This is a genomic window from Dickeya chrysanthemi NCPPB 402, from assembly GCF_000406105.1.
Classification (GTDB): domain Bacteria; phylum Pseudomonadota; class Gammaproteobacteria; order Enterobacterales; family Enterobacteriaceae; genus Dickeya; species Dickeya chrysanthemi.
On record NZ_CM001974.1, the window covers coordinates 4,217,930 to 4,242,950 of the forward strand.

Below are 25,021 nucleotides of genomic sequence, written 5' to 3' on the forward strand. Positions count from 1 at the left end.
GTTTTCCCAAGGCGTCGGAGCTTTACAAGCCGCTCGCCCTTCTCCTATGCTTAACCACGCTTTATACCTGCATACTTATTATTAACATGATGGGCATGATGCCCTTTTCCCCCTGGGACTAACCGATGAAAAGAACATCAGACATTAACCACGCTCGTTTTCGTAAACGCTGGGGTTACCGCATTGCCCCCATGGCGTTGGCGGTCAGTACCGTGTTCATCCTCGCCGGCTGCGAAAAATCCGATGAAACCGTCTCGCTCTATCAGAATGCGGACGATTGTTCCCGTGCCAATCCATCGATGAAAGATCAGTGCAGCGCCACTTATAACAACGCGTTAAAAGAGGCGGAAAGAACCGCGCCCAAATACGCCACGCGTGAAGAGTGCGTGGCGGCATTCGGCGAAAGCCAGTGCACCCAGTCAGGTTCAGGTTCAGGTTCAAGTACCACGGCCAGTGCCGCGCCGCAGCAAAGCGGTAGTTTTTGGATGCCGCTCATGGCTGGGTTCATGATGGGGAAACTGATGGGCGGCAACAATTTTGCCCAACAACCGGTCTTCCGTCCGAATACACCCAATAATCCGGCCAGCGGCAGCTATGTGGATGCCAGCGGTAAAAGCTACGGCGCTACGACCGGGCAGAACATCAGCGTTCCTAAAGACACACTGACGCCCAAACCGACCTCCAGCGTTAAGCCATCCAGCATCACCACCACCCGAGGCGGCTTTGGCGACACGGTGAATAAACTCAATAGCACGCCGGCGGCCAATATGACCGACAATCGGGATAAAGATCGTGCCGCAAACAGTTCCACCAGCGGCACCGGCTCCCGCTCAACCAGCAGTGAAACGCCGATTCGTCGCTCCTTTGGGGGATAAGGTCGCCTGCTATGAAACGTATTGCGATTAACGAACGCCCGAACTGGCGGGAAAAAGCGGCTGAATATGGCTTCAGCTTCCACACTCTGTATGGCGAGCCCTACTGGTGTGAAGACGCCTGTTACCAGTTTACGCTGGCGCAAATTGAAGAGCTGGAAGAGACTACCGCCGAACTGAACCAGATGTGTCTGCAGGTGGTCGATAAAGTGGTCAACAGCGAAGCGCTGCTGACCAAATTCCGAATTCCCCGCCACACCTGGGACTTCGTGCGCGGTTCCTGGCTATCGCGTCAGCCTGCGCTGTACGCGCGGCTGGATCTGGCTTACGACGGCAAGCACCCGGCAAAATTACTGGAAAATAACGCCGATACGCCAACCTCTTTGTACGAGTCGGCATTCTTTCAGTGGATCTGGCTGGAAGATCAGATTCAGGCTGGCCACTTGCCGCCGAATGCCGATCAATACAATAGCCTGCAGGAAAAGCTGATCGAACGTTTTGAGTATCTGCGTACCCATCACGGTTTCGGCCGTATGCATTTCACCTGCTGTCGGGATACGGAAGAAGATCGCGGGACGGTTCAGTATCTGCAAGACTGTGCGCAGGAAGCGGGCATTCCGAGTCAGTTCCTGTACATCGACGAGATTGGTCTGGGAGATCGCGGTCAATTTACCGATTTGCAGGACAACACCATCGGTAACCTGTTCAAACTCTATCCGTGGGAGTTCATGCTACGCGAAACCTTCTCCACCAAGCTGGCGGACGCCGGGGTACGCTGGCTGGAGCCGGGCTGGAAAAGCGTGCTTTCCAACAAAGCGTTACTGCCGCTGTTATGGCAGATGTTCCCAAACCATCCCAACCTGCTGCCGGCCTATTTCACCGAAGACAACCCGCCGGCCATGAGTGACTACGTAGTCAAACCGCTATTTTCCCGCGAAGGTGCCAACATCCAGATTTATCGGCAAGGTGAACAGGTAGCAGCGGTGGACGGCCCCTACGGCGAGGAAGGTTCCATCGTGCAACAATTCCATCCGCTGCCCAGATTTAACGACAGCTATACGCTGATCGGCAGTTGGCTGGTGGGCGACACCCCTTGCGGTATCGGGCTACGGGAAGACCGGGAACTGATTACTCAGGATTTGTCCCGCTTCTATCCGCATATCATTCTGGATTAATGCCCACGACTGGCCGCAATCATGCTTATCGCCCTGACGGGCGATAAGTTTTTTCCCGCCTTACCCCACCTGCACCGACATCATGCTGAGCGAGCCCATCACAATGCCGTCCGTCGGCGTGCAAACCGGTTCCTGACCATTCCAGCTACCTAATACGTACAACAGCGGCAGGAAATGATCCGGCGTCGGATTAGACAACGCGGCATCATTATGCTGCATGAAGTTCACCAACGGATGCTCCGCCGCATCGCCCCGCCAGTCGAGATGACTACGGACAAAATCGTTGAACGACGTCGCCCAGCTATAGGGGGAACCATCGCCGTTCCACTTGATCATCCGCAGGTTATGTACCACGTTGCCGCTGGCGACGATCATAATGCCTTCATTCCGCAACGCCGCCAGTTTGCGGCCCAGTTCATAGTGATAAGCCGGCGGTTTGGTGCCATCAATGCTGAGCTGTACTATCGGAATATCCGCTTGCGGATAAACCTTAATCAGTACCCCCCAGGTGCCGTGATCCAATCCCCACTCCTGATGATCCGCATATACCGACACCGGCGCCAGTATCTCCTGCACCCGTTTAGCCACGTCTGGTGCGCCAGGCGCAGGATACTGGGTGTCGAATAATGCCTGGGGGAAACCGCCGAAATCATGAATGGTGCGCGGCTTGCTCATCGCCGTCACCGCCGTACCGCGGGTATACCAATGTGCGGATACCGCGACAATCGCTTTCGGGCGCGGCAGGGTTTCGCCCAGTTTACGCCAGGCCTGTGTGTATTCATTTTCATCCAGCGCATTCATGGGGCTACCATGGCCGAGAAACAGTGCCGGCATCCGGGAAGAACTCATAGAGGTATCCTTAGTAATCGTGCAGGTATAAGTACCGATGGGGATTACTTTACCTCTACCGAGTTATCGATACAGTCGGATTCCCATGATGATGATTGTCAATAAATTTGACGTTTCCCAATACCGCGGATTGACGGTATAAAAAAACCCCGCCGAGTGGCGGGGTTTCTGAAAGAGTGAAGTTGACCGATAAGCCGGGTTCTGTCGTGGACAGCCATTCATCTAGGCCAGAACTCGCGCGCTGGCTCAAGCAGCCTACCCGGGTTCAGTACGGGCCGTACCATGTGAACCCCTATTTGGCCTTGCTCCGGGTGGAGTTTACCGTGCCACGGACTGTTGCCAGCCGCGCGGTGCGCTCTTACCGCACCCTTTCACCCTTACCTGATCCCACTTGCGTGGGCCATCGGCGGTTTGCTCTCTGTTGCACTGGTCGTGGGTTTCCCCCCCAGGCGTTACCTGGCACCCTGCCCTATGGAGCCCGGACTTTCCTCCCCTTCATCTGTCTCCCCCTAACGGAGGACGGCAATGAAGCGGCGACTGTCTGGTCAACTTCGGCGCGGATGATAGGACAAATCGTCCTACTTGTCATCTTCCGATTCACCGTCACCGTTTTCTTGTTCCAGCACGTAGCGGTAAAGCGCATTTTTTTTCACGCCGTGGATCTCCGCCGCCAGCGCCGCCGCTTTCTTCAGCGGCAACGCCGCCCGCAACAGGTGCAGAGTACGCAAGGCCGCCGCAGACAGCGCCTCTTCGTCAGGCTGGTGCCCTTCCACAATCAGCACCATTTCGCCTTTGCGACGGTTGTCATCCTGTTGTACCCAGGCCAGCAGTTCCGCTACCGGCGCGCCGTACAACGACTCCCAGGTTTTGGTCAGTTCCCGCGCCAGAACCACATAACGCGTCGGCCCCCAGACCTCGACCATATCCTGCAGGCTATCCAGCAATCGGTGCGTTGATTCATAGAAAATCAATGTACGCGGCTCTTCCAGCAGGTCGCGCAGCGTGTCTTTGCGCGCTTTGGTCTTGGCGGGCAGGAACCCTTCATAGCAAAAGCGATCCGACGGCAAGCCGGCGGCGGACAACGCCGTAATCGCCGCACAAGGCCCCGGCAGCGGCACCACGCGCACGCCGGCTTCGCGACAACGGCGCACCAAGTGATAACCGGGGTCGTTAATCAGCGGCGTACCGGCATCCGACACCAGCGCAATGCTCATGCCTTGTTGCAATCGTGCCAGCAATTGTTCCGCCTTTTGCTGCTCATTGTGGTCATGGAGTGCGAACAAGCGCGCATTAATCGCGAAATGTTGTAACAATAAACCGGTATGACGGGTATCTTCTGCGGCAATAAGATCAACCTGTTGCAACACCGTCAGCGCTCGCTGCGTGATATCCGCCAGATTGCCGATGGGCGTGGGAACAATGTAAAGCGTGGAGGCGGAAATCTGAGCTTGTTGGTCTTGATTCATTGTTTCATCCGGTTTGCCGATTTAATATTGAGCATCGTTAAAACATCACTGGATACAGTATGCTTCCGTTAAATTCTGTCCGTACCCATGCAGGCCGCTTGGTTCCTGTCATGCTGGCGGCACTGTTTCTCGCCGGCTGCCCCAGCCAAGCCCCACAAAGTCCCGCAACTCAGCAACGCGTAGAGGGCAAAGCCGGCGCATCCTCCGATTACTACCTGCAGCAGATGCAGCAAAGTAGTGATGATAGCAAGGCTGACTGGCAATTACTTGCGATTCATGCCTTGATTCAGGAGGGGAAACTGCCTCAGGCCGGCGACCAGTTAGGTACGCTGCCGTCCCAACTTGGCGACAAACAGCGCCAGGAACAACGCCTGCTCACCGCTGAACTGGCGGTCGCCCAGAACGACATGAACGCCGCCAACACCATGCTGGCGCAACTGGACGTGAAATCGTTGTCGCCCCAACAGCAGGAACGCTACTTCCAGGCACAAATCAAAGCCGCACAGGATCGCACGTCGCTGACGTTGATCCGTGCGTATATCGGGCTTGAGCCGTTGCTGCAAGGGGATGCCCACCAGCGTAATATCGATCAAACCTGGACTGCGCTGACCCGCCTTAGTCAGCAGGATCTCAGCTCGATGGTCATCAACGTCGACGAAAATACCCTGCAAGGCTGGCTGGATCTGCTGAACCTCTGGCAGACGAAAGCGCAGGTTCCCTCCGATCTGCAAGCGGCCATAGAAGACTGGAAGAAACGTTACCCACGCCACCCGGCGGCTAAACAACTGCCGTCGCAATTAGGTGGTACGCCGCCTGCGGCGGCGGCTCCGACTACCGGAGAAACCGCCCCGATGGGCGGTAACGCCATCGCGTTGCTGTTGCCGTTAAACGGACAGGCGCAAGCATTCGCCAACGCTATTCAGCAAGGGTTTAGCGCCGCCAGAAGCGGCCAGGCTTCGCTGGCGATGCCGGCCCAGTTGGCGCAGGCAGCCAATAACGCAGCAGCGGCGACGCCGGGAACGCCGGCCGTACCGTCGCCAGCGTTGAGCACGCCGTCCGCCGTTTCGCCAACGCCTGCAGCAACAACAACCGTCATGCCGACGCTAACGGCTGCGACCGCCGGTACGATTCCGGTGAAAGTCTATGACACCTCGAATCAGGCACTGGCTAATGTGATTGCTCAGGCGCAGAAAGACGGCGCTACCACCATCGTCGGGCCGCTGCTCAAAAACGAGGTGGAACAGTTGCCGGGGCTTAACCCTTCACTGAATGTGCTGGCGCTGAATCAACCGGAGCACATCCAGCCGAATCCGAATATCTGCTATTTCGCGCTATCGCCGGAAGATGAGGCAGCCGACGCGGCACAATTCATCCACAAACAGGGCAAACAGCACCCGCTGATTCTGGCGCCGCGCGGCAATCTGGGAGACCGGGTGGTAGCGGCATTTGCCAAGTCCTGGCAACAACAGTCCGGCGGCGTGGTATTACAACAACGCACCGGCAGCATGTATGACCTGAAACAAGCGATCAACAGCGGTGCGGGCATTCCGTTAAATGGTCAGCCGGTTATCACGGCGGCATCTGCGCCGCAGCCCTCGACCACGGTTGGCGGCCTGACCATACCGAATCAGGCGCCGCCGATAGCGGCCGTCACCAGCGACGGCAACGTGGATGCGATTTATATCATCGCAACGCCAGACGAACTGGCCTTGCTCAAACCCATGATCGACATGCGCAACAAGGGGGCGTCGCGCCCGGCGCTCTACGCCAGCTCACGTAGTTATCAGGCAGGTCTGGGGCCGGATTTCCGGTTTGAAATGGAAGGACTACAGTTTAGCGATATCCCATTACTGACCGGCGCCAGCCCGGCATTAATGCAGCAAGTCAGTACCCAGTTCCGCAACGACTATTCGCTGGTTCGACTGTTCGCCATGGGGATGGATGCCTGGAAACTGGCCAGCGACTTTGCGCAATTGCACCAACCGGGAAGTTCTCTCTCGGGTGCAACCGGTATACTCAGCGCCTCGTCGGATTGCGTCGTCAACCGTAAACTTACCTGGCTGCAGTTCCGTCAGGGACAACTGGTGCCAGCCTCCTGAATCGGCGCATCACTGGCGGGCGCTACGAACAATTGGCCCGATGCCATCTTGAACGCGCCGGGCTGATTTTTGTCGCATCCAACGTGACGGTTCGCGGGGGTGAACTGGACCTGATAATGCGCGATGGCGATATCCTGGTATTTATTGAGGTACGTTACCGCCGTAATCACGATTTTGGCGGTGCAGCAGCCAGTATTACCCGGCAAAAGCAGCGCTCGTTACTGCATGCCGCGGCGGTATGGTTAGCCCGTCAGGGTGCCAGTCTTGATTCCACGGATTGTCGTTTCGACGTACTGGCCATAACCGGCTCGCAGGTGGAATGGTTGCCCAATGCATTTGGACAATCTGATTAACGCCATGATTTTTAACTTCAAAACAGGTTAACAGAACGTGCTCGATAGAATTAAAGTCTGTTTCACTGAAAGCATTCAAACACAGATTGCGGCGGCGGAAGCGTTACCTGACGCCATTTCACGCGCCGCTCTGGCAATGGTGCAATCGCTGCTCAATGGCAACAAAATTCTGTGCTGTGGTAACGGTACGTCTGCCGCCAACGCACAGCATTTTGCCGCCAGTATGATTAATCGTTTTGAAACCGAACGTCCTAGTCTGCCTGCGATCGCACTTAATGCCGATAATGTGGTCTTAACCGCTATCGCCAATGATCGCTTGCATGAAGAAGTCTATGCCAAGCAAGTGCGGGCGCTGGGACAGGCCGGCGATGTATTGCTGGCGATATCCACGCGCGGCAACAGCCGTGATATCGTCAAAGCCGTCGAAGCCGCCGTTACGCGGGATATGACCATTGTCGCCCTGACCGGCTACGATGGTGGCGAACTGGCCGGCTTATTAGGCCAACAGGATGTGGAGATTCGCATCCCGTCGCATCGCAGCGCCCGTATTCAGGAAATGCATATGCTAACCGTCAACTGTTTGTGCGATTTGATTGATAACACACTTTTTCCACACCAGAACGATTAAGGAGCACCCCATGAGGATCTACTCTTGCATTGCCGTGCTGTCTGCCTGTCTGATGCTGCAGGGTTGTATTGGCGCCGTCGCGATTGGTAGCGCGGCAGTTGCAACCAAATCCGCGACCGATCCAAGGACAGTCGGTACTCAGGTCGATGACGGGACGCTGGAGGTTAGGGTATCCAACGCACTGAGTAAGGACACGCAGTTAACCAAAGAAGCACGGATCTCCGTGACCGCCTATCAGGGTAAAGTCCTGCTGACCGGCCAATCTCCCTCAACGGAACTGGCAAATCGGGCCAAACAGATTGCGATGGGCGTTGAAGGCACCACCGAAGTTTACAACGAGATTCGCAAAGGTACGCCAATCTCACTGGGTACCGCCTCAATGGATACCTGGATAACCACCAAAGTGCGTTCTCAGTTGCTGGCTAGCGATACGGTGAAATCATCTAACGTGAAAGTGACCACCGAAAACGGCGAAGTCTTCCTGTTGGGCCTGGTCACCCGTCGGGAAGCGACATCGGCAGCCCAAATCGCCAGCAAGGTGGGGGGTGTCAAACACGTGACGACCGCCTTCGTCTATCTTGATTAATTGATCCTGCTTTTCATGGCGGCCGTTATTGATTGGCCGCCACATCCACCAACGGCACGATGTCTCCCGATGGCACGCTTTTAATCACACCCCCGTCATACTTCAGGTTGCAGTATAGCTCATGGATTGTTCATCACTTCGGTGCTGTTCCACCGACCGGCGGCGATAACAGCCAAATACTACGTCGTGCGTCAACACGGATATCAACATCGGCCTGCCGTGACGACGCTCCCGTCAGCAACGGTGTAAAACCCGCCTGTCGAATAGCGGCCTGATAACGGGAAACGCCTATGGCTTGCTCGGCTTGCAGCATCAACGGTATCAGCGGGCTGCTATCCCGGCGCTCTTGTGTCATCGCTTTATACGGCCAGGGGCGTGATTCATCCAGATAGGGAGCCATGAAATCCAGTGCCGATAATAGGCTCGCCCCCTGAGGCGTCCGATACTGCCATAAGTTATCGCCATATTTCTCTGCGACCATCGCCATCAGACCAACCGCTTGCAGATTGAAGCCGCTGTAATGAAACGATCGGGTACGCGCCAACTCTTCCGGCTGAGAGCCATCAGACGCCAGTTGATGGTCAAGTTTCTGGCGTTGTAACGCTATCATCGCCTTCACCGTTTCCGGTTGGCCCAGATAAGCGGCGATACCGGCTACCTGCACCGCATACCAGCTACCATGGTTATTCTTCGCCGCCGCTTCCTGCCTGCCGTTATGACTGGTCAGCAGCCAGCTCAGGTATTCCCTCATCCATTGACGCATCTGCCGCTCGTCCTGCCCGCCCCACCCTGGAGCCCGCTGTAACATAAGCAACGCATCAACAAGACGAGTGGCAAAAAATCGTCCGTCGAGAACGCCGGCTTCCCGCCCCCCATTTCTGCCGGGGATAGCCTGCGCATAATTCAGGTTTGGGTTCATACGCGTACTGGGGGTCATAAACCAGGTACGAATCATAGCAATGGCTTTACCGGCATATTCGGGCCGTTCCGAGAAATACCAGGCCAAAGTCAGCACATATACCCGGTCGGTAAACGTCGCCAGCCGGATAGCATCCGTCTCTTCCTCTTTGGTCGCCGGGTTTACCTTGCCGTCATGCCGAATCCAGGGTAAGCCGTCTTGCTGCCGTGGGTCCGGCCACCAGTATGCCGCCAGGCTGAAATAATCGTGGCGGCTGCCTCCCGGCGGTGTTGAAAGTTTTTGAGTAACCGACAGGTCAGGTTTTTTCATGGCCTGATCCGCCGCCCGCAACAATTGCTGATAAGCGAGTTGCATCTGCGCTGGTGCGGTCTGGTTACTCAGTTGCTGTTTTACCTGCGTCAGTTTGTCCGCCTGCAAAAATACATAAGCAGAATTGTCGTTTTGCACGGCAGATAAGCCCGCCGACGCCATCACACTCCACAGCAACAGCATCATCAGAAAAGCTATGCCATACCGCATGATCTACCTCTCTTATGGCTATTATGATTTCCTATATGACCCCAAAAAACGGAAACCATCGGGTAGCACATCTCCCTCCGTCAATCAGGTTTGTTAATAGAGTCGATTGACTTTCAGGAAACTTTCTCCGCCAAGTTGCCCCATCTGGCGCAAAATCCATTGCTGACGCCGCATAACATAGCCGGTAGGTTTGCTGACGTGATAACGGATAGGGTTTGGCAATACCGCTGCCAGCAACGCCGCCTCTGCAGCCGTCAGGCGGCTCGCCGGTTTATTGAAAAACTGACGCGAGGCCGCTTCAATACCAAAAATACCGGGGCCAAATTCAGCAATATTCAAATAAACCGTCAGAATACGACGTTTGGTCCACACCAGTTCAACTACGGCGGTTAAACCGGCTTCAAGGCCTTTGCGCAACCAACTTCGGCCATCCCACAATAAAAGGTTTTTTACCGTCTGCTGCGATAGCGTTGATGCACCACGAATTCGGTTCTCGTGCTGTTCGTTATGAGCGATCGCTGCGGAAATCGCATCGAAATCGAACCCCCAATGCCGGGAGAATTTCTGATCTTCCGCCGCAATGACCGCCAATGGCGCTACTGCGGCAATCTCATCCATCGATACCCAATCTGAATGCGCGACATAGGAGAAATCGCCGTTTAGCCAGGCGCTCAGTTGCCTGTCGAGCATCACGGCAGAAAAGGGAACGGGCAAAAAGGCAAATAGCATGATTAACGCCAGCCACATCGCCACCACACCAAAAAGAATACGCAACACCCAACGTCGAACAGAGGCAATCATACCGCCTGACAGCCCTTTTCTCAGACGCCCGACTGGCCTCATTCAGTCAGTTCCAAAACACGCGCAACCAGTTTCTCAATGCCGACAGCGGCTTCGCCAATCGAGTTGGCCAGCATGTAGGCCGGCGTCGTCACAACCTTGTGCGCAACGTCAACGACAATGTCATCTACCGGGCAAATAACGTGTACGCCCCCCATCGCGTCTATCGCCTTTGCGGTTCCCTCATCGTTACCAATTGTAAGCTGCACAGAGGTATTAAGTAGTTTCGGTAACATAGCAGGAGCGATACAAATAAAGCCGATTGGTTTATTTTTCTTATGAATTTCGCGTACCAGTATTTTCAGCTCGTTATCAACCTCACAGTCAATACCCCGACTGGCGAAATCACTCAAATTTTTTGCTGCACCAAATCCACCGGGGACAATCAGCGCATCAATCTGTTGAGAATCAGCATGGGATAACGGTTGGATTTTGCCACGTGTAATACGCGCTGATTCCGCTAAAACATTGCGTTTCTCACTGGTAACCTCACCATTCAGGTGATTAATGACATGTAGCTGCTCTTTGTCGGGCGCAAAGCAGACAGCCTCAGCACCCGCACGATCAATTGCAAGCAGAGTCAAGACAACTTCGTGAATCTCTGAACCGTCATAAACTCCACATCCGCTGAGCACGACACCCACTTTTTTCATCATTAATGCCTCATTTCATTACATCAACTAATTGATTTTTTGATTGACAAACACTAATCTACATCACACATTTTAATGATTCTTGTAACAAACAGCGCCATATTTGCTATGGTGTGTGTTGTCAGATGATGGGATTTCAAAAACGCTTGCGTACCAATGACATCTGAGAGCGAACGCAGGTGTACCACTTTCCCTGGTGTTGGCGCATAATTCGCACACCCCGGCTTCGGTCGGGGTCATTTTTTTTCAGCCTCTGAAACCCAGTCTTTCAATACCTGCACATCCTGCCGCCAGTCATGTTTCAACTCGTCAATCCACTCCTGCACGTTGTCCCACCATGCCGGTAACGTCGTCGTCTGAATCTGTTGCGCAACCTGCTGCAGATGCCGGAGCCCAACCGAACCTGCCGCACCTTTAATTTTATGCCCTTCCTCCGCGATGCCTTTCTGGTCACGGGCGGTCATGTTGGAATCCAGGATTGCCAGATAGCCCGGCATCATCTGTTCGAACATCGCCAGGCTCTGATGAATCAGCTTTGGCCCAACCAACGTCAGATACTGCTCCAGCATCGGGATATCCAGTATGCGCTCCTGCAGCGATTCAGTATTCACCACGGCAACGTCCGGTTCCGGTTGTGCATGATGATCCCAGTATTGCTGAATGACTGCGGTCAGCGCCGGCACCGCCAGCGGTTTGCTCAACACGTCATCCATACCGGCATCCAGATACTCTTTTTTATCCTTGAGCACATTCGCCGTCAGGGCGACCAACGGCGGCATCGACTGCCCGGCATACCGTTGGCGTAAACGGCGCGCCACATCAAGCCCCGTCATATCCGGCAATTGGATGTCCAGCAGCACCAGATCGAACTCATCCGGATCGAACATATCCAGCGCCGCTTGCCCGGTCATCGCCACATCGACACTACTGCCCAGTTTTTCCAATACCGAACGCGCCACCACCACGTTCAGCTCGATATCCTCCACCAACAGCACATGCAATGCCGGCAACGGCAGTTCTTCCTGCTCGTCCTCGCCGGGCTCATCAATGAGCCCTACAGGGGCCGTCACCGTCAACGTAAAGCAGGACCCTTTGCCCAGTTGGCTGCTCACCTGAATGTCGCCGCCCATGCTCTGCGCCAGGCGTTTAGACACCGCCAGCCCGATACCGGTGCCGGTGGCTGGTTTGCCGCCGTGTTGATCTTTAACCTGATAATACATAGAGAAAATTTTCTCCAGCTCATCAGCCGGGATCCCCATTCCGGAATCTTCCACCTCAAAACGCAGTCGATCGCCCTGTTCATGCCACACACGCACGACGACACGGCCTTCACAGGTAAATTTCACCGCATTGCTCAGCAGGTTCCACAAAATCTGACGAAGACGGGTGCCATCGGTGATAATGGTCTTCGGCAATGGCTGATGAAGCTCCATCTCAAGCTGTAGTCCCTTAGGCTGAGCCAGCAATCCGCCAAGATTCTCCAGGTCCACCACAAAACCGACGAAGTCCACCGGTTGATTGTCCAGTTGAACCTTACGTCGCTCCTGTTTGTCCATTTCGATGATGTCGTTAAAAATATTGCCGAGCGTAATGGCGCTGACGTGAATGGTTTTCAGGTATTTCTGTTGTTCGGCGTCCAGATGCGTATCGAGCAGGATGCGGCTCAGACCGACAATGCCATTAAGCGGCGTACGAAGCTCGTGGCTGATAGTAGAGATGAAGGTAGTCTTTTCCCTGCTGGCATTCTCCAACGCGTCCTGGTAGCGCTTACGCTCGGTTATATCGCGTCCAAACCCCATCAGCCCATGTCGTTTACCCATCCGGTCGTAAAACGGCACTTTGCGCAGTTCAAAACAGGCTTTGCGACCATCCGGATAAACCAGCCACTGTTCATAGGTCAACGAAACGTTGTGACGAAACACTTTCTCATCCGTTTCCATGACTTTTTCTGCGACATCCGGTGGATAAACATCTTTCGGCGTCAGACCGATCAATTGCTTCTGGCTTTTGCCAAGCAACAGTTCCATTGCCCGGTTACAACCGGAAAACTCTTTATTTTCATTGCGGTAATAGACCAGATCCGGCGAAGCATCAAGAAAAGAACGCAGCAGGGCCGATTGCTGTTCCAGCTCAACCTGCGCCTGTTCGCGGCGCGCCATTTCTTCACGCAGCTTCGAAACCATCAGCAATCGGGCCTCTTCCGCCTTGATGCGATCGCTGATTTCCTGATTCAGTTGGCCAATATTGCCTTGTAGCTGTTCGTTTAGCTCCTGGTCGCGCTGACGCATCTCCTCCAGCTTAGCCACCAGCCGGGACAGCCGCTGCCGCGACTCTTCGAGTTGTTCCACCACCACGGACAGGAAGTAAACCGCCCAGGGCGTGATCAGTAGCCCGAAGAAGATAGAACGTACTACGTCGATATTTTCCACCTTGCCGCTGAGCAACAGCGTCACCGCCATCTGCACCACCAGCGCCAACAAGACCAGCGCCGACGCCAATAGCAGGGAAAAACGAACCAGCCCCAGTTTGACCATTAAATCAACGTAGTACTGCGCCAACAGCCTGATTTGCCTCATAACAGTGTTCCTTAGTCGTCAACCCGCAAATCATACCGTAAAAAAATCATGTGCGTGGTAAATGAGCAGTCGATTTGCGAGCCGTCGCGGGGGTTAGTTTGTCGGATAATGAAACGGCAGCCCCAGCGCGGAACCCTGCGCCCCGTGCTGTTGCAGGTAATCATGGATGCCGACCATGCCGGTCCAGCGGTTTTCGCACCACAATGGCGCCAGCAGCGTCGGGCGGCGGGCGCTGGCGGAAATACGGTGGTAGATAATCTCGGGTGGGGTGTGGCGAATCATCTCTCCGGCAATCGATACATAATCTGCCAGTTGCAGCGCCGCCAATCGGCCTGCCTGCCATGCTTTCGCCATGACGCTACCGGTCACGATATGCAATGGATGCAGCTTGACGCCGTCTACGCCGGCCTCAACAACCTGCTGCAACGTCGACAAACAATGTTCGTCGCTTTCGCCGGGCAGGCCGACAATCAAGTGGCTGCACACTTTAAGCCCTCGGGCGCGCGCCCGCCGCGCCGTCCGCCGGTAACAGGCGAAATCATGCCCGCGATTGATACGCCGCAACGTCTGGTCGTGAGCGCTTTGCAACCCCAGTTCCAGCCAGACTTCATAGCCTTGCTCATGATAGTCCGCCAGCAGGTCCAACACCGTATCCGGCACGCAGTCCGGTCGGGTGCCGACGCACAGTCCGACCATATCGGCCTGCGCCAGCGCCTGCCGGTACATCGACGCCAGCACCTGCACTTCGGCGTAAGTGCTGGTATAAGCCTGAAAATAGGCCAGATAACGGCTTGCGCGATTCACTTTACCCGCTTGCGCCGCGAGTTGCTCGGCGATGCCGCGCTGCTGCATTTGCTCGTCCGCGAACGACGCCACGTTACAGAACGTGCAACCGCCTCGCCCCAGCGTACCGTCGCGATTTGGGCAGCTAAATCCGCCGTGCAGCGTCAATTTATGGATTTTTTCCCCATAACGACGCTGAAGATCACCACCAAACATATTGATTAATTTTTGCAATTGCATATTCTGATTCTTCATTTCACAAAAAATCAGCCTACCTTTACCGCCTATTAACGGCGATGACCCCGATCAATACGCTCCGGTTTATGCAGCTGCATGTTTATTCGTTTTTATTGAAAATAAAATCACATCATTCCTGATTAATTTTTCTTATCTGCGAGGCTCATTCCATTAAAAGATGACCGCAGAATGAAAACAGTGTCATAAAGTAAAAAATGCACACTAAACAGAATAAGATGCCACAAAGTATAATTATCTCAGCATGCAGCCATAAAAACCCGCTATCGACATAGTGATACAGCTCACAGTTCAACCAATACCCCCTTGCCGCCAACGTCTTCTTTTTATTAATTAAATCCTTTTATTTCATAAACATAAGCAAATATTATCCCTAAAGCGTCAGTTCGCCATGGATATTTGACCTGAACAGGGTTTCTCGCTAATTTGGGAATCCGCTGGAAGCTTTCCTGACGAGTTAACGCCTCGTCATATTTATGCAGTAAGAAGAAGACTCCCTCATCAAGCAAGTCACATCACTTGTGAGACCTTACGAGAGGCCAGATAAAGAGAGCGGCGCACACCACTGATGCCAAATTGGCGCAGTGAAGGGGTCGCTCGCGGTTAGCACGCGGTTAAAGCGTAATTTACGCCTCACATTCTGGCAGTGAGGTTGTCGATTGAGGACGTCATACAGAGCCTGGGGAGGTTCACTGAGATATGTTGTACGATGCATCCCATGAAAGAGACAACTGTGGTTTCGGATTGATCGCCCATATAGAAGGTGAACCGAGCCATAAAGTCGTGCGGACGGCGATTCACGCCCTGGCACGCATGCAGCACCGTGGCGCGATTCTTGCCGATGGCAAGACCGGCGACGGTTGCGGTCTATTACTTCAGAAACCTGATCGTTTCTTCCGCCTGGTCGCCGAAGAACACGGCTGGCGACTGGCCAACAATTACGCAGTCGGCATGTTGTTCCTTAGCCGGGATGAAGAAAAGGCCCGGGCTACTCGCCGAATTGTGGAAGAAGAACTGCAGAATGAAACCCTATCCGTACTGGGCTGGCGTGAAGTGCCGACCAATCCGGACGTACTGGGTGAAATCGCCCTCTCTTCCCTGCCGCGCATCGAACAGATTTTCGTTAACGCCCCGGCCGGCTGGCGCCCGCGTGATATGGAACGCCGCCTGTTTATGGCGCGCCGCCGTATCGAAAAGCGCGTGCAGGATAAAGATTTCTATGTGTGCAGCCTCTCCAATCTGGTGAATATCTACAAAGGTCTGTGCATGCCCGCGGACCTGCCGCGGTTTTATCTGGATTTGGCGGATCTGCGTCTGGAATCGGCCATCTGCCTGTTCCACCAACGTTTCTCTACCAACACCGTGCCGCGCTGGCGTCTGGCGCAGCCATTCCGCTATCTGGCGCACAACGGCGAAATCAACACCATTACGGGTAACCGCCAATGGGCTCGCGCTCGCGCCTACAAATTTAAAACGCCGCTGATTCCTGATCTGCTGGATGCCGCGCCATTCGTTGACGAAAGCGGTTCAGACTCCATGTCGCTGGACAACATGCTGGAACTGTTTCTGGCTGGCGGGATGGACATCGTGCGCGCCATGCGTCTGCTGGTGCCGCCGGCCTGGCAGAACAACCCGAACATGGACCCGGAGCTGCGCGCCTTCTTCGACTTTAACTCCATGCATATGGAGCCGTGGGACGGCCCGGCCGGTCTGGTGCTGTCCGATGGGCGCTACGCGGCCTGTAACCTCGACCGTAACGGTCTGCGTCCGGCGCGCTACGTCATCACCAAGGATAAGCTGATCACCTGTGCATCCGAAGTGGGTATCTGGGATTATCAGCCTGATGAAGTGGTGGAAAAAGGCCGCGTCGGCCCGGGTGAACTGATGGTGATCGACACCCGTACCGGCCGTATTCTGCATTCGACTGAAACCGACGATGACCTGAAAAGCCGCCATCCGTACAAAGAGTGGATGGAGAAAAACGTTAAGCGTCTGGTGCCGTTCGAAGAACTGCCGGATGATCAGGTCGGCAACCGCGAACTGGACGACGCGCTGCTGGAAAGCTACCAGAAGCAGTTCGGTTACAGCTTTGAAGAACTGGATCAGATTATCCGTGTGTTGGGTGAAAACGGCCAGGAAGCCACCGGCTCCATGGGCGACGACACCCCATTCGCCGTGCTGTCGAGCCGTCCGCGCATCATTTACGACTATTTCCGTCAGCAGTTCGCACAGGTAACCAACCCGCCGATCGACCCGCTGCGTGAATCGCACGTGATGTCGCTCGCTACCTGTATCGGTCGCGAAATGAACGTCTTCTGCGAAGCAGAAGGACAGGCTCACCGCCTGAGCTTCAAATCGCCGATCCTGCTCTACTCCGACTTCATTCAGTTGATCAATCAGGATCCGGAGCATTACCGCGCAGAGAAGATCGATATTACCTTCGATCCCAAACAACGTTCGTTACAAGAAACCATCGAGAAATTGTGCGACGAAGCGGAATATAAAGTACGTGCCGGCGCGGTACTGCTGGTGCTGACCGACCGCGGTATCGCGCAGGATCGCCTGCCGGTGCCGGCACCGATGGCGGTAGGCGCGATTCAGGCGCGGCTGGTGGAAAAGAGCCTGCGTTGTGACGCCAACATCATCGTTGAAACCGGCAGCGCACGCGATCCGCACCACTTTGCCGTACTGCTCGGCTTCGGCGCCACCGCGGTTTACCCGTACCTGGCTTATGAAACGCTGGCGCGCCTGGTGGATAACCACACCATCGAAAAACCGTACCGCACCGTGATGCAGAATTACCGTAACGGCATCAACAAAGGTCTGTACAAGATCATGTCCAAGATGGGGATCTCCACCATCGCCTCCTACCGCTGTTCGAAACTGTTCGAAGCGGTCGGCCTGCATCAGGACGTTGCGTCCCGCTGCTTCCAGGGCGTGGTGAGCCGCATCGGCGGCGCCAGCTTCAGCGACTTTGAACAGGATCTGCAAAATCTGTCCAAACGCGCCTGGCTCAAGCGTCAGAAACTCGATCAGGGCGGTCTGCTCAAATTCGTCTATGGCGGTGAATACCACGCCTACAACCCTGATGTGGTGAAAACACTGCAAACCGCGGTACACAGCGGTGATTATCAGGATTACCAGCAATACGCCAAACTGGTGAACGAGCGTCCGGCATCCATGTTGCGTGACCTGCTGGCGGTACAGCCTCAGGAAGGCGCAGCCATCCCGCTGGAGCAAGTCGAACCGGATTCAGAGCTGTTCAAACGCTTCGACACCGCCGCCATGTCTATCGGTGCGTTGAGCCCCGAAGCGCATGAATCGCTGGCGGAAGCCATGAACAGCCTGGGCGGCTTCTCCAACTCCGGTGAAGGCGGCGAAGACCCGGCACGTTACGGCACCAATAAAGTGTCCCGCATCAAGCAGGTGGCGTCCGGTCGCTTTGGCGTTACCCCGGCTTATCTGGTCAATGCCGACGTCATCCAAATCAAGGTGGCGCAAGGTGCCAAGCCGGGTGAAGGCGGCCAGTTGCCAGGCGATAAAGTCACGCCGTATATCGCACGTCTGCGTTATTCCGTGCCGGGCGTGACCCTGATTTCACCGCCGCCGCACCATGATATTTATTCCATCGAAGATCTGGCGCAGTTGATTTTCGACCTGAAACAGGTCAACCCGAAGGCGATGATCTCGGTGAAACTGGTGTCTGAACCAGGTGTCGGCACCATCGCTACCGGCGTGGCAAAAGCCTATGCCGACCTGATTACCATCGCTGGCTATGACGGTGGTACCGGCGCCAGCCCGCTGACGTCGGTTAAATACGCCGGTTGCCCGTGGGAACTGGGGCTGGTGGAAACCCAGCAGGCGCTGGTCGCCAACGGTCTGCGTCACAAGATTCGTTTGCAGGTGGACGGCGGCCTGAAAACCGGTCTGGACATCGTGAAAGCTGCGATTCTGGGTGCGGAAAGCTTTGGCTTCGGTACCGGTCCGATGGTAGCGCTGGGATGTAAATATCTGCGTATCTGTCACCTGAACAACTGCGCCACCGGCGTGGCAACGCAGGATGACAAACTGCGCCGCGATCACTACCACGGCCTGCCGGAACGTGTGGTTAACTATTTCACCTTCATCGCCCGCGAAACCCGCGAGTTGATGGCGGAGCTGGGTATCAGTCGTCTGGTCGACTTGATCGGCCGTACCGATCTGCTGGTCGAACTGGATGGCATCACCGCCAAGCAGAACAAACTGGATCTATCTCCGTTGCTGCACACCGTTGTACCGCAACCCGGTAAAGCGCTGTACTGTACCGAAGGTAACCCGTCGTTTGACAAAGGGCTGCTGAACAAAGAGCTGATCGCCCAGGCTCAGGCGCATGTCGATGCCAGACAAAGCAAAGCGCTCTACTTCGATATCCGCAATACCGATCGTTCCGTCGGCGCGACCTTGTCCGGCATGATCGCAGCGAAACATGGCGATCAAGGGCTGGCGAGCGATCCGATCAAGGTGCACTTCACCGGTACCGCAGGCCAGAGCTTCGGCGTGTGGAACGCAGGCGGCGTGGAGCTGACCCTGACCGGCGATGCCAACGACTATGTGGGAAAAGGCATGGCTGGCGGCGTCATCTCCGTGCGTCCGCCGGTGGGCTCAGCCTTCCGTAGCCACGAGGCCAGCATCATCGGCAACACCTGCCTGTACGGCGCAACCGGCGGTAAGTTGTTCGCCGCAGGCCGTGCCGGCGAGCGTTTCGGGGTACGAAATTCCGGTGCCATTACCGTGGTGGAAGGTATCGGCGATAACGGTTGCGAATACATGACCGGCGGTATCGTCTGCATCCTGGGTCGTACCGGCGTCAACTTCGGCGCAGGCATGACCGGCGGCTTCGCCTACGTTCTGGATGAAGACGGCGAATTCCGTAAGCGCGTCAACCCGGAACTGGTTGAAGTACTGGATGTAGAAAACCTGGCGATTCACGAAGAACACCTGCGTGGGCTGATTACCGAGCACGTCCAGCACACGGGTTCGCAGCGTGGTGAGGAAATTCTCGCCAACTGGCCGGTCTGGGCATCGAAATTTGCGCTGGTCAAGCCGAAATCAAGTGATGTGAAGGCGTTGTTGGGTCATCGTAGTCGTTCCGCAGCGGAGCTGCGGGTTCAGGCGCAGTAAGAGGTCATCATGAGTCAGAATGTTTATCAGTTTATCGACTTACAGCGCGTTGATCCGCCCAAGAAACCGCTGAAGATTCGTAAAATCGAGTTTGTTGAAATTTACGAGCCGTTCTCGGAAAGCCAGTCCAAAGCGCAGGCAGATCGCTGCCTCGCCTGCGGTAACCCTTACTGTGAATGGAAATGTCCGGTCCACAACTACATCCCGAACTGGCTGAAGCTGGCCAACGAGGGCCGGATCATCGAAGCGGCGGAATTGTCTCACCAAACCAATAGCCTGCCGGAAGTGTGCGGTCGCGTCTGCCCGCAGGATCGCCTGTGCGAAGGCTCCTGCACGCTGAATGATGAGTTTGGCGCGGTGACTATCGGCAACATCGAGCGCTACATCAACGATAAGGCGATCGAGATGGGCTGGCGCCCGGATGTGTCGTCAGTGCAACCGACCGGCAAGCGCGTGGCTATTATCGGTGCCGGCCCTGCCGGCCTGGCCTGTGCCGACGTGCTGACCCGTAACGGCGTGAAAGCGGTGGTCTATGACCGTCATCCGGAAATCGGCGGTTTGCTGACTTTCGGTATCCCTGCGTTCAAGCTGGAAAAAGAGGTGATGACCAAGCGCCGTGAAATCTTCACGGAGATGGGGATCGAGTTCCATCTTAACACTGAGGTCGGTAAAGACATTCAGTTGAGCGATCTGCTGGCAGAGTATGACGCCGTATTCCTGGGCGTCGGCACTTATCAGTCGATGAGCGGCGGGTTGGAAAACGAAGATGCTCCAGGCGTATACGATGCGTTGCCGTTCCTGATTGCCAACACCAAGCACCTGATGGGCTTCGAAACCAGCGAGCAGGAACCCTATACCTCGATGCAGGGCAAGCGTGTCGTGGTGCTGGGCGGCGGCGATACCGCGATGGACTGCGTGCGTACCTCGATTCGTCAGGGAGCGACGCACGTTATTTGTGCCTACCGTCGTGACGAAGAGAACATGCCGGGCTCCAGGCGTGAAGTGAAGAATGCGCGCGAGGAAGGCGTAGAGTTTCGCTTTAACCTCCAGCCGCTCAGCATTGAAATCAACGGCGCCGGTAAAGTGTGCGGCGTACGTATGATTCGCACTGAACTGGGCGCGCCGGATGCCAACGGTCGTCGTCGGCCGGAACCGGTGGAAGGCTCCGAGCATGTGCTGGAAGCCGATGCGGTCATCATGGCGTTCGGTTTCCGTCCGCATAAGATGGCCTGGATGGCTGAACATGGCGTGGAACTGGACGCTCAGGGCCGTATCATCGCCCCGGAACAGAGCAACAGCGCATTCCAGACCTCCAACCCGAAAATCTTTGCCGGCGGCGACGCGGTACGCGGCTCGGATTTGGTGGTCACAGCGATCGCCGAGGGCCGTAAAGCGGCTGACGGCATCATGAACTATCTGGAAGTGTAATCCCTTCTGATACCTTAAAGGCGGCTGCGGCCGCCTTTGACTTTTCTTACAGGCAATAAAAAAGGCACTGTGACATGCCTTTTTATCCGTAGTAATTATTTGACCACTCTCAGGGAAGGTCTGCCGCCTCTCGGTGGCTGCGGCGGTTCATCATCCGGCTGATCGTTCTGCGAGGAAGAGGAAGAAGGTTCATTGTCCACTACCGACATTAACGTCGGTTTGGATTCATCCTCGGGATGAGGCTGTTCGCCGAACTCTTCGACGATTTCGTAAGCCGGCTCCGGCTCAAACATCGTACCCGCACCGTTTTCACGAGCATATATCGCCATCACCGATGCCATCGGGACGAACACCTGACGAGGAACCCCGCCAAAACGCGCGTCGAAGCGTACGCTGTCATCAGCCAGTTCAAGATTTCCCACCGCACGGGGCGCAATATTCAGGACAATCTGCCCATCGCGGGCAAACTCCATCGGCACCTGTACGCCGGGAACAGTAACATCCACAACCAGATGCGGCGTTAGCTGATTGTCCAGCAACCAGTCATAAAAGGCCCGCAGTAAATACGGACGGCGCGGAGAGAGCTGAGACAACGTCATGCCATTACCCTCTGGATTGCAACCGAATTTCGCGCTCAGCTTCTGTCAGAGAAGCCAGGAAGGCATCACGTTCGAATACGCGGGTCATATAACCTTTCAGCTCTTTGGCGCCGGAACCACTCAATTCAACGCCCAGCAACGGCAGGCGCCACAGCAGCGGTGCCAGATAGCAATCCACCAGACTGAATTCTTCGCTCATAAAATAAGGCGCTTCGTTGAAAACCGGGGCGATCGCCAGCAGCTCTTCACGCAATTGCTTACGGGCGGCTTCCGCATCCTGAGCATTACCATTGACGATGGTTTTCATCAACGAATACCAGTCCTGTTCGATCCGATGCATCATCAGACGGCTGTTTCCTCGCGCCACCGGGTAAACCGGCATCAACGGCGGGTGAGGGAAACGCTCATCCAGATATTCCATGATGATACGTGATTCATACAACGTCAGCTCACGGTCAACCAATGTGGGCACGGAACCGTAAGGGTTGAGATCGATAAGATCCTGCGGCAGATTATCCATGTCCACCTGTTCAATCTCGACACTTACCCCTTTCTCGGCCAGTACAATGCGGACCTGATGGCTAAAAATGTCGGACGGACCAGAAAACAGCGTCATCACCGAACGTTTGTTGGCAGCGACAGCCATGAAAACCTCCAAGTTATCGAAAAAATACGGCGAACAACCGATCGAATATGATCCTGCTGGCCTTGCCGCGTTTGGGCTTCCCCGTAGGGGGAGAAAGCGGACGACATCCGTCGTTCTGTTAAAATCACTTGCTGGCGAACAGGCACAAAACCGGCCAATAGTGTATCAGATTCTGTTTGTTTTGTGGGGGGATAAGCGTGTTTTCATGACTAACCTACAGTAATCAAAGCAGATTTTTCCATCAATGGAGTGAGGACGAAAAAAAACCCGGTGACGTGCACCGGGCTTTTCTGCGTTGATTTCGCGGCAGGAAGCAGCCAGAAATTAACGTTTGGAGTACTGCGGACGACGACGTGCTTTGCGCAGACCCACTTTTTTACGTTCAACCTGGCGAGCGTCACGAGTAACGAAGCCGGCTTTACGCAGTTCGGAGCGCAGAGATTCGTCGTATTCCATCAGAGCGCGGGTGATACCATGACGGATCGCACCTGCCTGACCGGAAATACCACCACCTTTAACGGTGATGTACAGATCCAGTTTACCAACCATATCGACCAGTTCCAGCGGCTGGCGAACGACCATGCGCGCGGTTTCGCGGCCAAAGTACTGTTCCAGAGTACGCTGGTTGATAACGATGTTGCCACTGCCCGGTTTGATGAATACGCGAGCGGCGGAGCTTTTGCGGCGACCAGTGCCGTAGTATTGATTTTCAGCCATTGCCTGTAATCCCGATTAAATGTCCAGAACTTGCGGTTGCTGTGCCGCGTGATTGTGCTCGTTACCCGCGTAAACTTTCAGTTTACGGTACATAGCACGACCCAGCGGGCCCTTCGGCAGCATGCCTTTAACCGCGATTTCAATTACGCGCTCAGGACGGCGGGCAATCATCTCTTCAAAGGTCGCTTCTTTGATACCACCGATGTGGCCGGTGTGATGGTAGTACATCTTGTCGGAACGTTTATTGCCGGTTACAGCAACTTTTTCTGCGTTCAGAACGATGATGTAGTCACCGGTATCAACGTGCGGAGTGTATTCCGCTTTGTGCTTACCGCGCAGACGACGAGCCAGTTCAGTAGCCAGACGGCCAAGAGTTTTGCCGCTCGCATCAACAACGTACCAGTCGCGTTTTACGGTTTCTGGTTTAGCTGTAAAAGTTTTCATTAAAAGCTTACCCAATTTAAGTTACACGTTGGTGAACACCCAAACGCTTCAATAAATAGTGTTGAGGTTCACACGGCTATCTAGTCCAGCAAACCTACCCCTTCGAATAGCTATTGCCAGCACGATTAAAGTTTCGGGAAAAAACTTTGTTGTAACGTGGGGTCGCAAGATTATAGAGAAGTCGATATCAAAGGTCGACTTTTTTCTCTAACAATTTCCTGATGTGCAAACATTACGTTATCGCTGGAGACAATGCGGTATCGACTATGGCAAATGCGGCTGGCGTAGGTACTCTTCGCTTTGCATCTCCTGTAAACGCGACAGGCACCGTTGATACTCGAACTTCAGGCGCTCCCCTTGATAAATATCAAACATCGGCGCCTGCGCAGAGATAATCAACTTCACCCGGCGCTCATAGAATTCATCCACCAGCGCCAGAAAACGACGCGCCGCGTTCTCATCTTTTACCTCCATCACCGGCACATGATGCAACAATACGGTGTGATATAACCGCGATAACGCGATGTAATCATTCTGGCTGCGGGCTTCAAAGCACAGTGTGGAAAAATCCACCGCCAGTACTCCGTCGCCAGCGCTCAGCGTCGCCAGCGGACGATGATTAACCTCCAGCACCGGGCCTGGCTGGCTACCATCTCGCCCAGATAGACGACGAAACATCGCCTGCATTTCAGCCTCTGTCTCGTCATTGATAGGCGTAAGGTACAGATGAGCCTGGGTCAGGGTACGTAACCGGTAATCAATGCCGGCATCCACGTTCAGCACATCGCAGTAACGTTTGATCAAATCAATGGCAGGCAGGAAACGCGCGCGCTGCAACCCGTTTCGATACAGCTCGTCCGGTGGAATATTCGACGTCGCCACCAGCGAGATCCCCCGCGAGAACAACGCCCGCAGTAACTCCGCCAATAACATCGCGTCGGTAATATCCGAGACGAAAAACTCGTCGAAACACAGAATATCGGTCTGCGCTTTAAAGCCGTCCGCCACCTTTTCCAACGGGTTTTCCTGACCTTGCAACTGGTTCAGCTCTTCATGCACCCGCAGCATAAAACGGTGGAAATGCAGCCGAAGTTTCCGCTCCGAAGGCAGGCTATGGAAAAACAGGTCCATCAGCCAGGTTTTACCCCGCCCCACACCACCCCACATGTACAGCCCTTGCACCGGCGTCGGCGATGTTTCCTTTTGCCCGAGCCAACTGCGCCATTTCGACATTAGTCCCGGTGCACGGCTCTCCGATGGTCCCCACACCTGCTCCGCCAGTGTTTGATGAATGGCGTTCAAACGGACAACCGTCTGATGCTGCACTTCATCCGGCTGATAGGTTTGAGCTGCCAAAGCCTGCTGGTAAAGTGCCAAAGGGGTTGTTCTCTGCATAGCACAAAATCCCTGAGAAAAATTTCGTTGTATTTTATCGTGCGTTAACGCCGGTTCAG

General features: G+C 55.0%; 20 protein-coding genes and 1 other RNA gene. 8 read left to right on the plus strand and 13 right to left on the minus strand.

From position 1 onward, the window contains the following. The first annotated feature begins 125 nt into the window (after positions 1-125). Together DCH402_RS18635 and DCH402_RS18640 are read left to right on the plus strand one after the other, a co-directional pair. The gene (locus DCH402_RS18635) at positions 126-875 is read left to right on the plus strand and encodes a DUF1190 family protein (RefSeq protein WP_040002760.1); all 750 of its coding nucleotides are present in this window, start codon (positions 126-128) and stop codon (positions 873-875) included. Positions 876-886: 11 nt separating this feature from the next. Then, a complete protein-coding gene (locus DCH402_RS18640) occupies positions 887-2,047 on the plus strand; it encodes a glutathionylspermidine synthase family protein (RefSeq protein ID WP_040002762.1) in 1,161 nt (386 codons plus the stop codon). A gap of 60 nt (positions 2,048-2,107) precedes the next feature. Here DCH402_RS18640 and ygiD read toward each other — a convergent pair whose 3' ends face one another. The 3 genes from ygiD to rsmI all read right to left on the minus strand — a co-directional run bounded on the left by ygiD (position 2,108) and on the right by rsmI (position 4,362). Further along, positions 2,108-2,896 (minus strand): 4,5-DOPA-extradiol-dioxygenase, encoded by a 789-nt coding sequence (ygiD, locus tag DCH402_RS18645; protein ID WP_040002763.1) that lies wholly within the window; start codon positions 2,894-2,896, stop codon positions 2,108-2,110. Positions 2,897-3,070: 174 nt separating this feature from the next. After that, positions 3,071-3,449, minus strand: an RNA gene (gene rnpB, locus DCH402_RS20830) — RNase P RNA component class A. Between the two features lie 25 nt (positions 3,450-3,474). After that, on the minus strand, positions 3,475-4,362 hold the full coding sequence (gene rsmI / locus DCH402_RS18650; protein ID WP_040002765.1) for a 16S rRNA (cytidine(1402)-2'-O)-methyltransferase: 888 nt from the start codon (positions 4,360-4,362) through the stop codon (positions 3,475-3,477). 59 nt (positions 4,363-4,421) lie between these two features. On the opposite strand from rsmI, the gene DCH402_RS18655 reads away from it, so the two are divergent. The 4 genes from DCH402_RS18655 to dolP are packed head-to-tail and all read left to right on the plus strand — an operon-like array spanning position 4,422 to position 8,028. Beyond that, the gene (locus DCH402_RS18655) at positions 4,422-6,461 is read left to right on the plus strand and encodes a penicillin-binding protein activator (RefSeq protein WP_040002766.1); all 2,040 of its coding nucleotides are present in this window, start codon (positions 4,422-4,424) and stop codon (positions 6,459-6,461) included. Continuing rightward, positions 6,458-6,814 carry a YraN family protein gene (locus DCH402_RS18660; protein ID WP_200864892.1) on the plus strand — a complete coding sequence of 119 codons (357 nt, stop codon included), beginning with the start codon at positions 6,458-6,460 and terminating at the stop codon, positions 6,812-6,814. The genes DCH402_RS18655 and DCH402_RS18660 overlap by 4 nt, the downstream gene beginning before the upstream one ends. A 37-nt stretch (positions 6,815-6,851) precedes the next feature. After that, positions 6,852-7,442, plus strand: a complete 591-nt coding sequence (gene diaA, locus DCH402_RS18665) for a DnaA initiator-associating protein DiaA (RefSeq protein WP_015848093.1) — start codon at positions 6,852-6,854, stop codon at positions 7,440-7,442. 10 nt (positions 7,443-7,452) lie between these two features. Beyond that, positions 7,453-8,028 (plus strand): division/outer membrane stress-associated lipid-binding lipoprotein, encoded by a 576-nt coding sequence (dolP, locus tag DCH402_RS18670; RefSeq protein WP_027713335.1) that lies wholly within the window; start codon positions 7,453-7,455, stop codon positions 8,026-8,028. Positions 8,029-8,161: 133 nt separating this feature from the next. Here the strand turns inward: dolP and DCH402_RS18675 are convergent, their stop codons facing one another. The 5 genes from DCH402_RS18675 to DCH402_RS18695 form a co-directional block, all read right to left on the minus strand. After that, entirely contained in the window at positions 8,162-9,466 is a 1,305-nt protein-coding gene (locus DCH402_RS18675; RefSeq protein ID WP_040002768.1) for an alginate lyase family protein, read from the minus strand. 93 nt (positions 9,467-9,559) lie between these two features. Further along, positions 9,560-10,267, minus strand: a complete 708-nt coding sequence (gene mtgA / locus DCH402_RS18680; protein WP_040002769.1) for a monofunctional biosynthetic peptidoglycan transglycosylase — start codon at positions 10,265-10,267, stop codon at positions 9,560-9,562. 38 nt (positions 10,268-10,305) lie between these two features. Continuing rightward, the gene (gene elbB / locus DCH402_RS18685) at positions 10,306-10,959 is read right to left on the minus strand and encodes an isoprenoid biosynthesis glyoxalase ElbB (protein WP_040003742.1); all 654 of its coding nucleotides are present in this window, start codon (positions 10,957-10,959) and stop codon (positions 10,306-10,308) included. A gap of 236 nt (positions 10,960-11,195) precedes the next feature. Further along, positions 11,196-13,535, minus strand: a complete 2,340-nt coding sequence (gene arcB, locus DCH402_RS18690; protein WP_040002770.1) for an aerobic respiration two-component sensor histidine kinase ArcB — start codon at positions 13,533-13,535, stop codon at positions 11,196-11,198. 93 nt (positions 13,536-13,628) lie between these two features. Continuing rightward, complete coding sequence (locus tag DCH402_RS18695; protein WP_040003743.1) at positions 13,629-14,558, minus strand: TIGR01212 family radical SAM protein; 930 nt, start codon at positions 14,556-14,558, stop codon at positions 13,629-13,631. A gap of 714 nt (positions 14,559-15,272) precedes the next feature. Between DCH402_RS18695 and gltB the strand changes: the two genes are divergently transcribed. Then, entirely contained in the window at positions 15,273-19,733 is a 4,461-nt protein-coding gene (gene gltB / locus DCH402_RS18700) for a glutamate synthase large subunit (protein ID WP_040002771.1), read from the plus strand. A 9-nt stretch (positions 19,734-19,742) separates the two neighbouring features. Next, positions 19,743-21,161: a glutamate synthase small subunit gene (locus DCH402_RS18705; protein ID WP_040002772.1), complete on the plus strand. Its 1,419-nt coding sequence runs from the start codon at positions 19,743-19,745 to the stop codon at positions 21,159-21,161. Positions 21,162-21,256: 95 nt separating this feature from the next. Here the strand turns inward: DCH402_RS18705 and sspB are convergent, their stop codons facing one another. The 5 genes from sspB to zapE all read right to left on the minus strand — a co-directional run bounded on the left by sspB (position 21,257) and on the right by zapE (position 24,962). Further along, on the minus strand, positions 21,257-21,760 hold the full coding sequence (gene sspB, locus DCH402_RS18710) for a ClpXP protease specificity-enhancing factor (RefSeq protein ID WP_027713343.1): 504 nt from the start codon (positions 21,758-21,760) through the stop codon (positions 21,257-21,259). A gap of 4 nt (positions 21,761-21,764) precedes the next feature. Continuing rightward, positions 21,765-22,406, minus strand: a complete 642-nt coding sequence (gene sspA / locus DCH402_RS18715; protein ID WP_040002773.1) for a stringent starvation protein SspA — start codon at positions 22,404-22,406, stop codon at positions 21,765-21,767. A 324-nt stretch (positions 22,407-22,730) separates the two neighbouring features. Then, the gene (gene rpsI / locus DCH402_RS18725) at positions 22,731-23,123 is read right to left on the minus strand and encodes a 30S ribosomal protein S9 (protein ID WP_012883053.1); all 393 of its coding nucleotides are present in this window, start codon (positions 23,121-23,123) and stop codon (positions 22,731-22,733) included. Positions 23,124-23,138: 15 nt separating this feature from the next. Further along, complete coding sequence (rplM, locus tag DCH402_RS18730; protein ID WP_012883052.1) at positions 23,139-23,567, minus strand: 50S ribosomal protein L13; 429 nt, start codon at positions 23,565-23,567, stop codon at positions 23,139-23,141. A gap of 264 nt (positions 23,568-23,831) precedes the next feature. After that, positions 23,832-24,962 carry a cell division protein ZapE gene (gene zapE / locus DCH402_RS18735; protein ID WP_040002775.1) on the minus strand — a complete coding sequence of 377 codons (1,131 nt, stop codon included), beginning with the start codon at positions 24,960-24,962 and terminating at the stop codon, positions 23,832-23,834. Positions 24,963-25,021: the final 59 nt, after the last annotated feature.

What these genes read in the sequence shown, in the direction of transcription:
- DCH402_RS18705 (WP_040002772.1), top strand. Translation starts at nt 19,743, where the DNA reads ATGAGTCAGAATGTTTATCAGTTTATCGACTTACAGCGCGTTGATCCG.
- DCH402_RS18655 (WP_040002766.1), top strand. Translation starts at nt 4,422, where the DNA reads ATGCTTCCGTTAAATTCTGTCCGTACCCATGCAGGCCGCTTGGTTCCT.
- ygiD (WP_040002763.1), bottom strand. Translation starts at nt 2,896, where the DNA reads ATGAGTTCTTCCCGGATGCCGGCACTGTTTCTCGGCCATGGTAGCCCC.
- rpsI (WP_012883053.1), bottom strand. Translation starts at nt 23,123, where the DNA reads ATGGCTGAAAATCAATACTACGGCACTGGTCGCCGCAAAAGCTCCGCC.
- zapE (WP_040002775.1), bottom strand. Translation starts at nt 24,962, where the DNA reads ATGCAGAGAACAACCCCTTTGGCACTTTACCAGCAGGCTTTGGCAGCT.
- sspA (WP_040002773.1), bottom strand. Translation starts at nt 22,406, where the DNA reads ATGGCTGTCGCTGCCAACAAACGTTCGGTGATGACGCTGTTTTCTGGT.
- DCH402_RS18695 (WP_040003743.1), bottom strand. Translation starts at nt 14,558, where the DNA reads ATGCAATTGCAAAAATTAATCAATATGTTTGGTGGTGATCTTCAGCGT.
- gltB (WP_040002771.1), top strand. Translation starts at nt 15,273, where the DNA reads ATGTTGTACGATGCATCCCATGAAAGAGACAACTGTGGTTTCGGATTG.
- rsmI (WP_040002765.1), bottom strand. Translation starts at nt 4,362, where the DNA reads ATGAATCAAGACCAACAAGCTCAGATTTCCGCCTCCACGCTTTACATT.
- DCH402_RS18675 (WP_040002768.1), bottom strand. Translation starts at nt 9,466, where the DNA reads ATGCGGTATGGCATAGCTTTTCTGATGATGCTGTTGCTGTGGAGTGTG.
- DCH402_RS18635 (WP_040002760.1), top strand. Translation starts at nt 126, where the DNA reads ATGAAAAGAACATCAGACATTAACCACGCTCGTTTTCGTAAACGCTGG.
- rplM (WP_012883052.1), bottom strand. Translation starts at nt 23,567, where the DNA reads ATGAAAACTTTTACAGCTAAACCAGAAACCGTAAAACGCGACTGGTAC.
- sspB (WP_027713343.1), bottom strand. Translation starts at nt 21,760, where the DNA reads ATGACGTTGTCTCAGCTCTCTCCGCGCCGTCCGTATTTACTGCGGGCC.
- DCH402_RS18640 (WP_040002762.1), top strand. Translation starts at nt 887, where the DNA reads ATGAAACGTATTGCGATTAACGAACGCCCGAACTGGCGGGAAAAAGCG.
- mtgA (WP_040002769.1), bottom strand. Translation starts at nt 10,267, where the DNA reads ATGATTGCCTCTGTTCGACGTTGGGTGTTGCGTATTCTTTTTGGTGTG.
- dolP (WP_027713335.1), top strand. Translation starts at nt 7,453, where the DNA reads ATGAGGATCTACTCTTGCATTGCCGTGCTGTCTGCCTGTCTGATGCTG.
- elbB (WP_040003742.1), bottom strand. Translation starts at nt 10,959, where the DNA reads ATGAAAAAAGTGGGTGTCGTGCTCAGCGGATGTGGAGTTTATGACGGT.
- arcB (WP_040002770.1), bottom strand. Translation starts at nt 13,535, where the DNA reads ATGAGGCAAATCAGGCTGTTGGCGCAGTACTACGTTGATTTAATGGTC.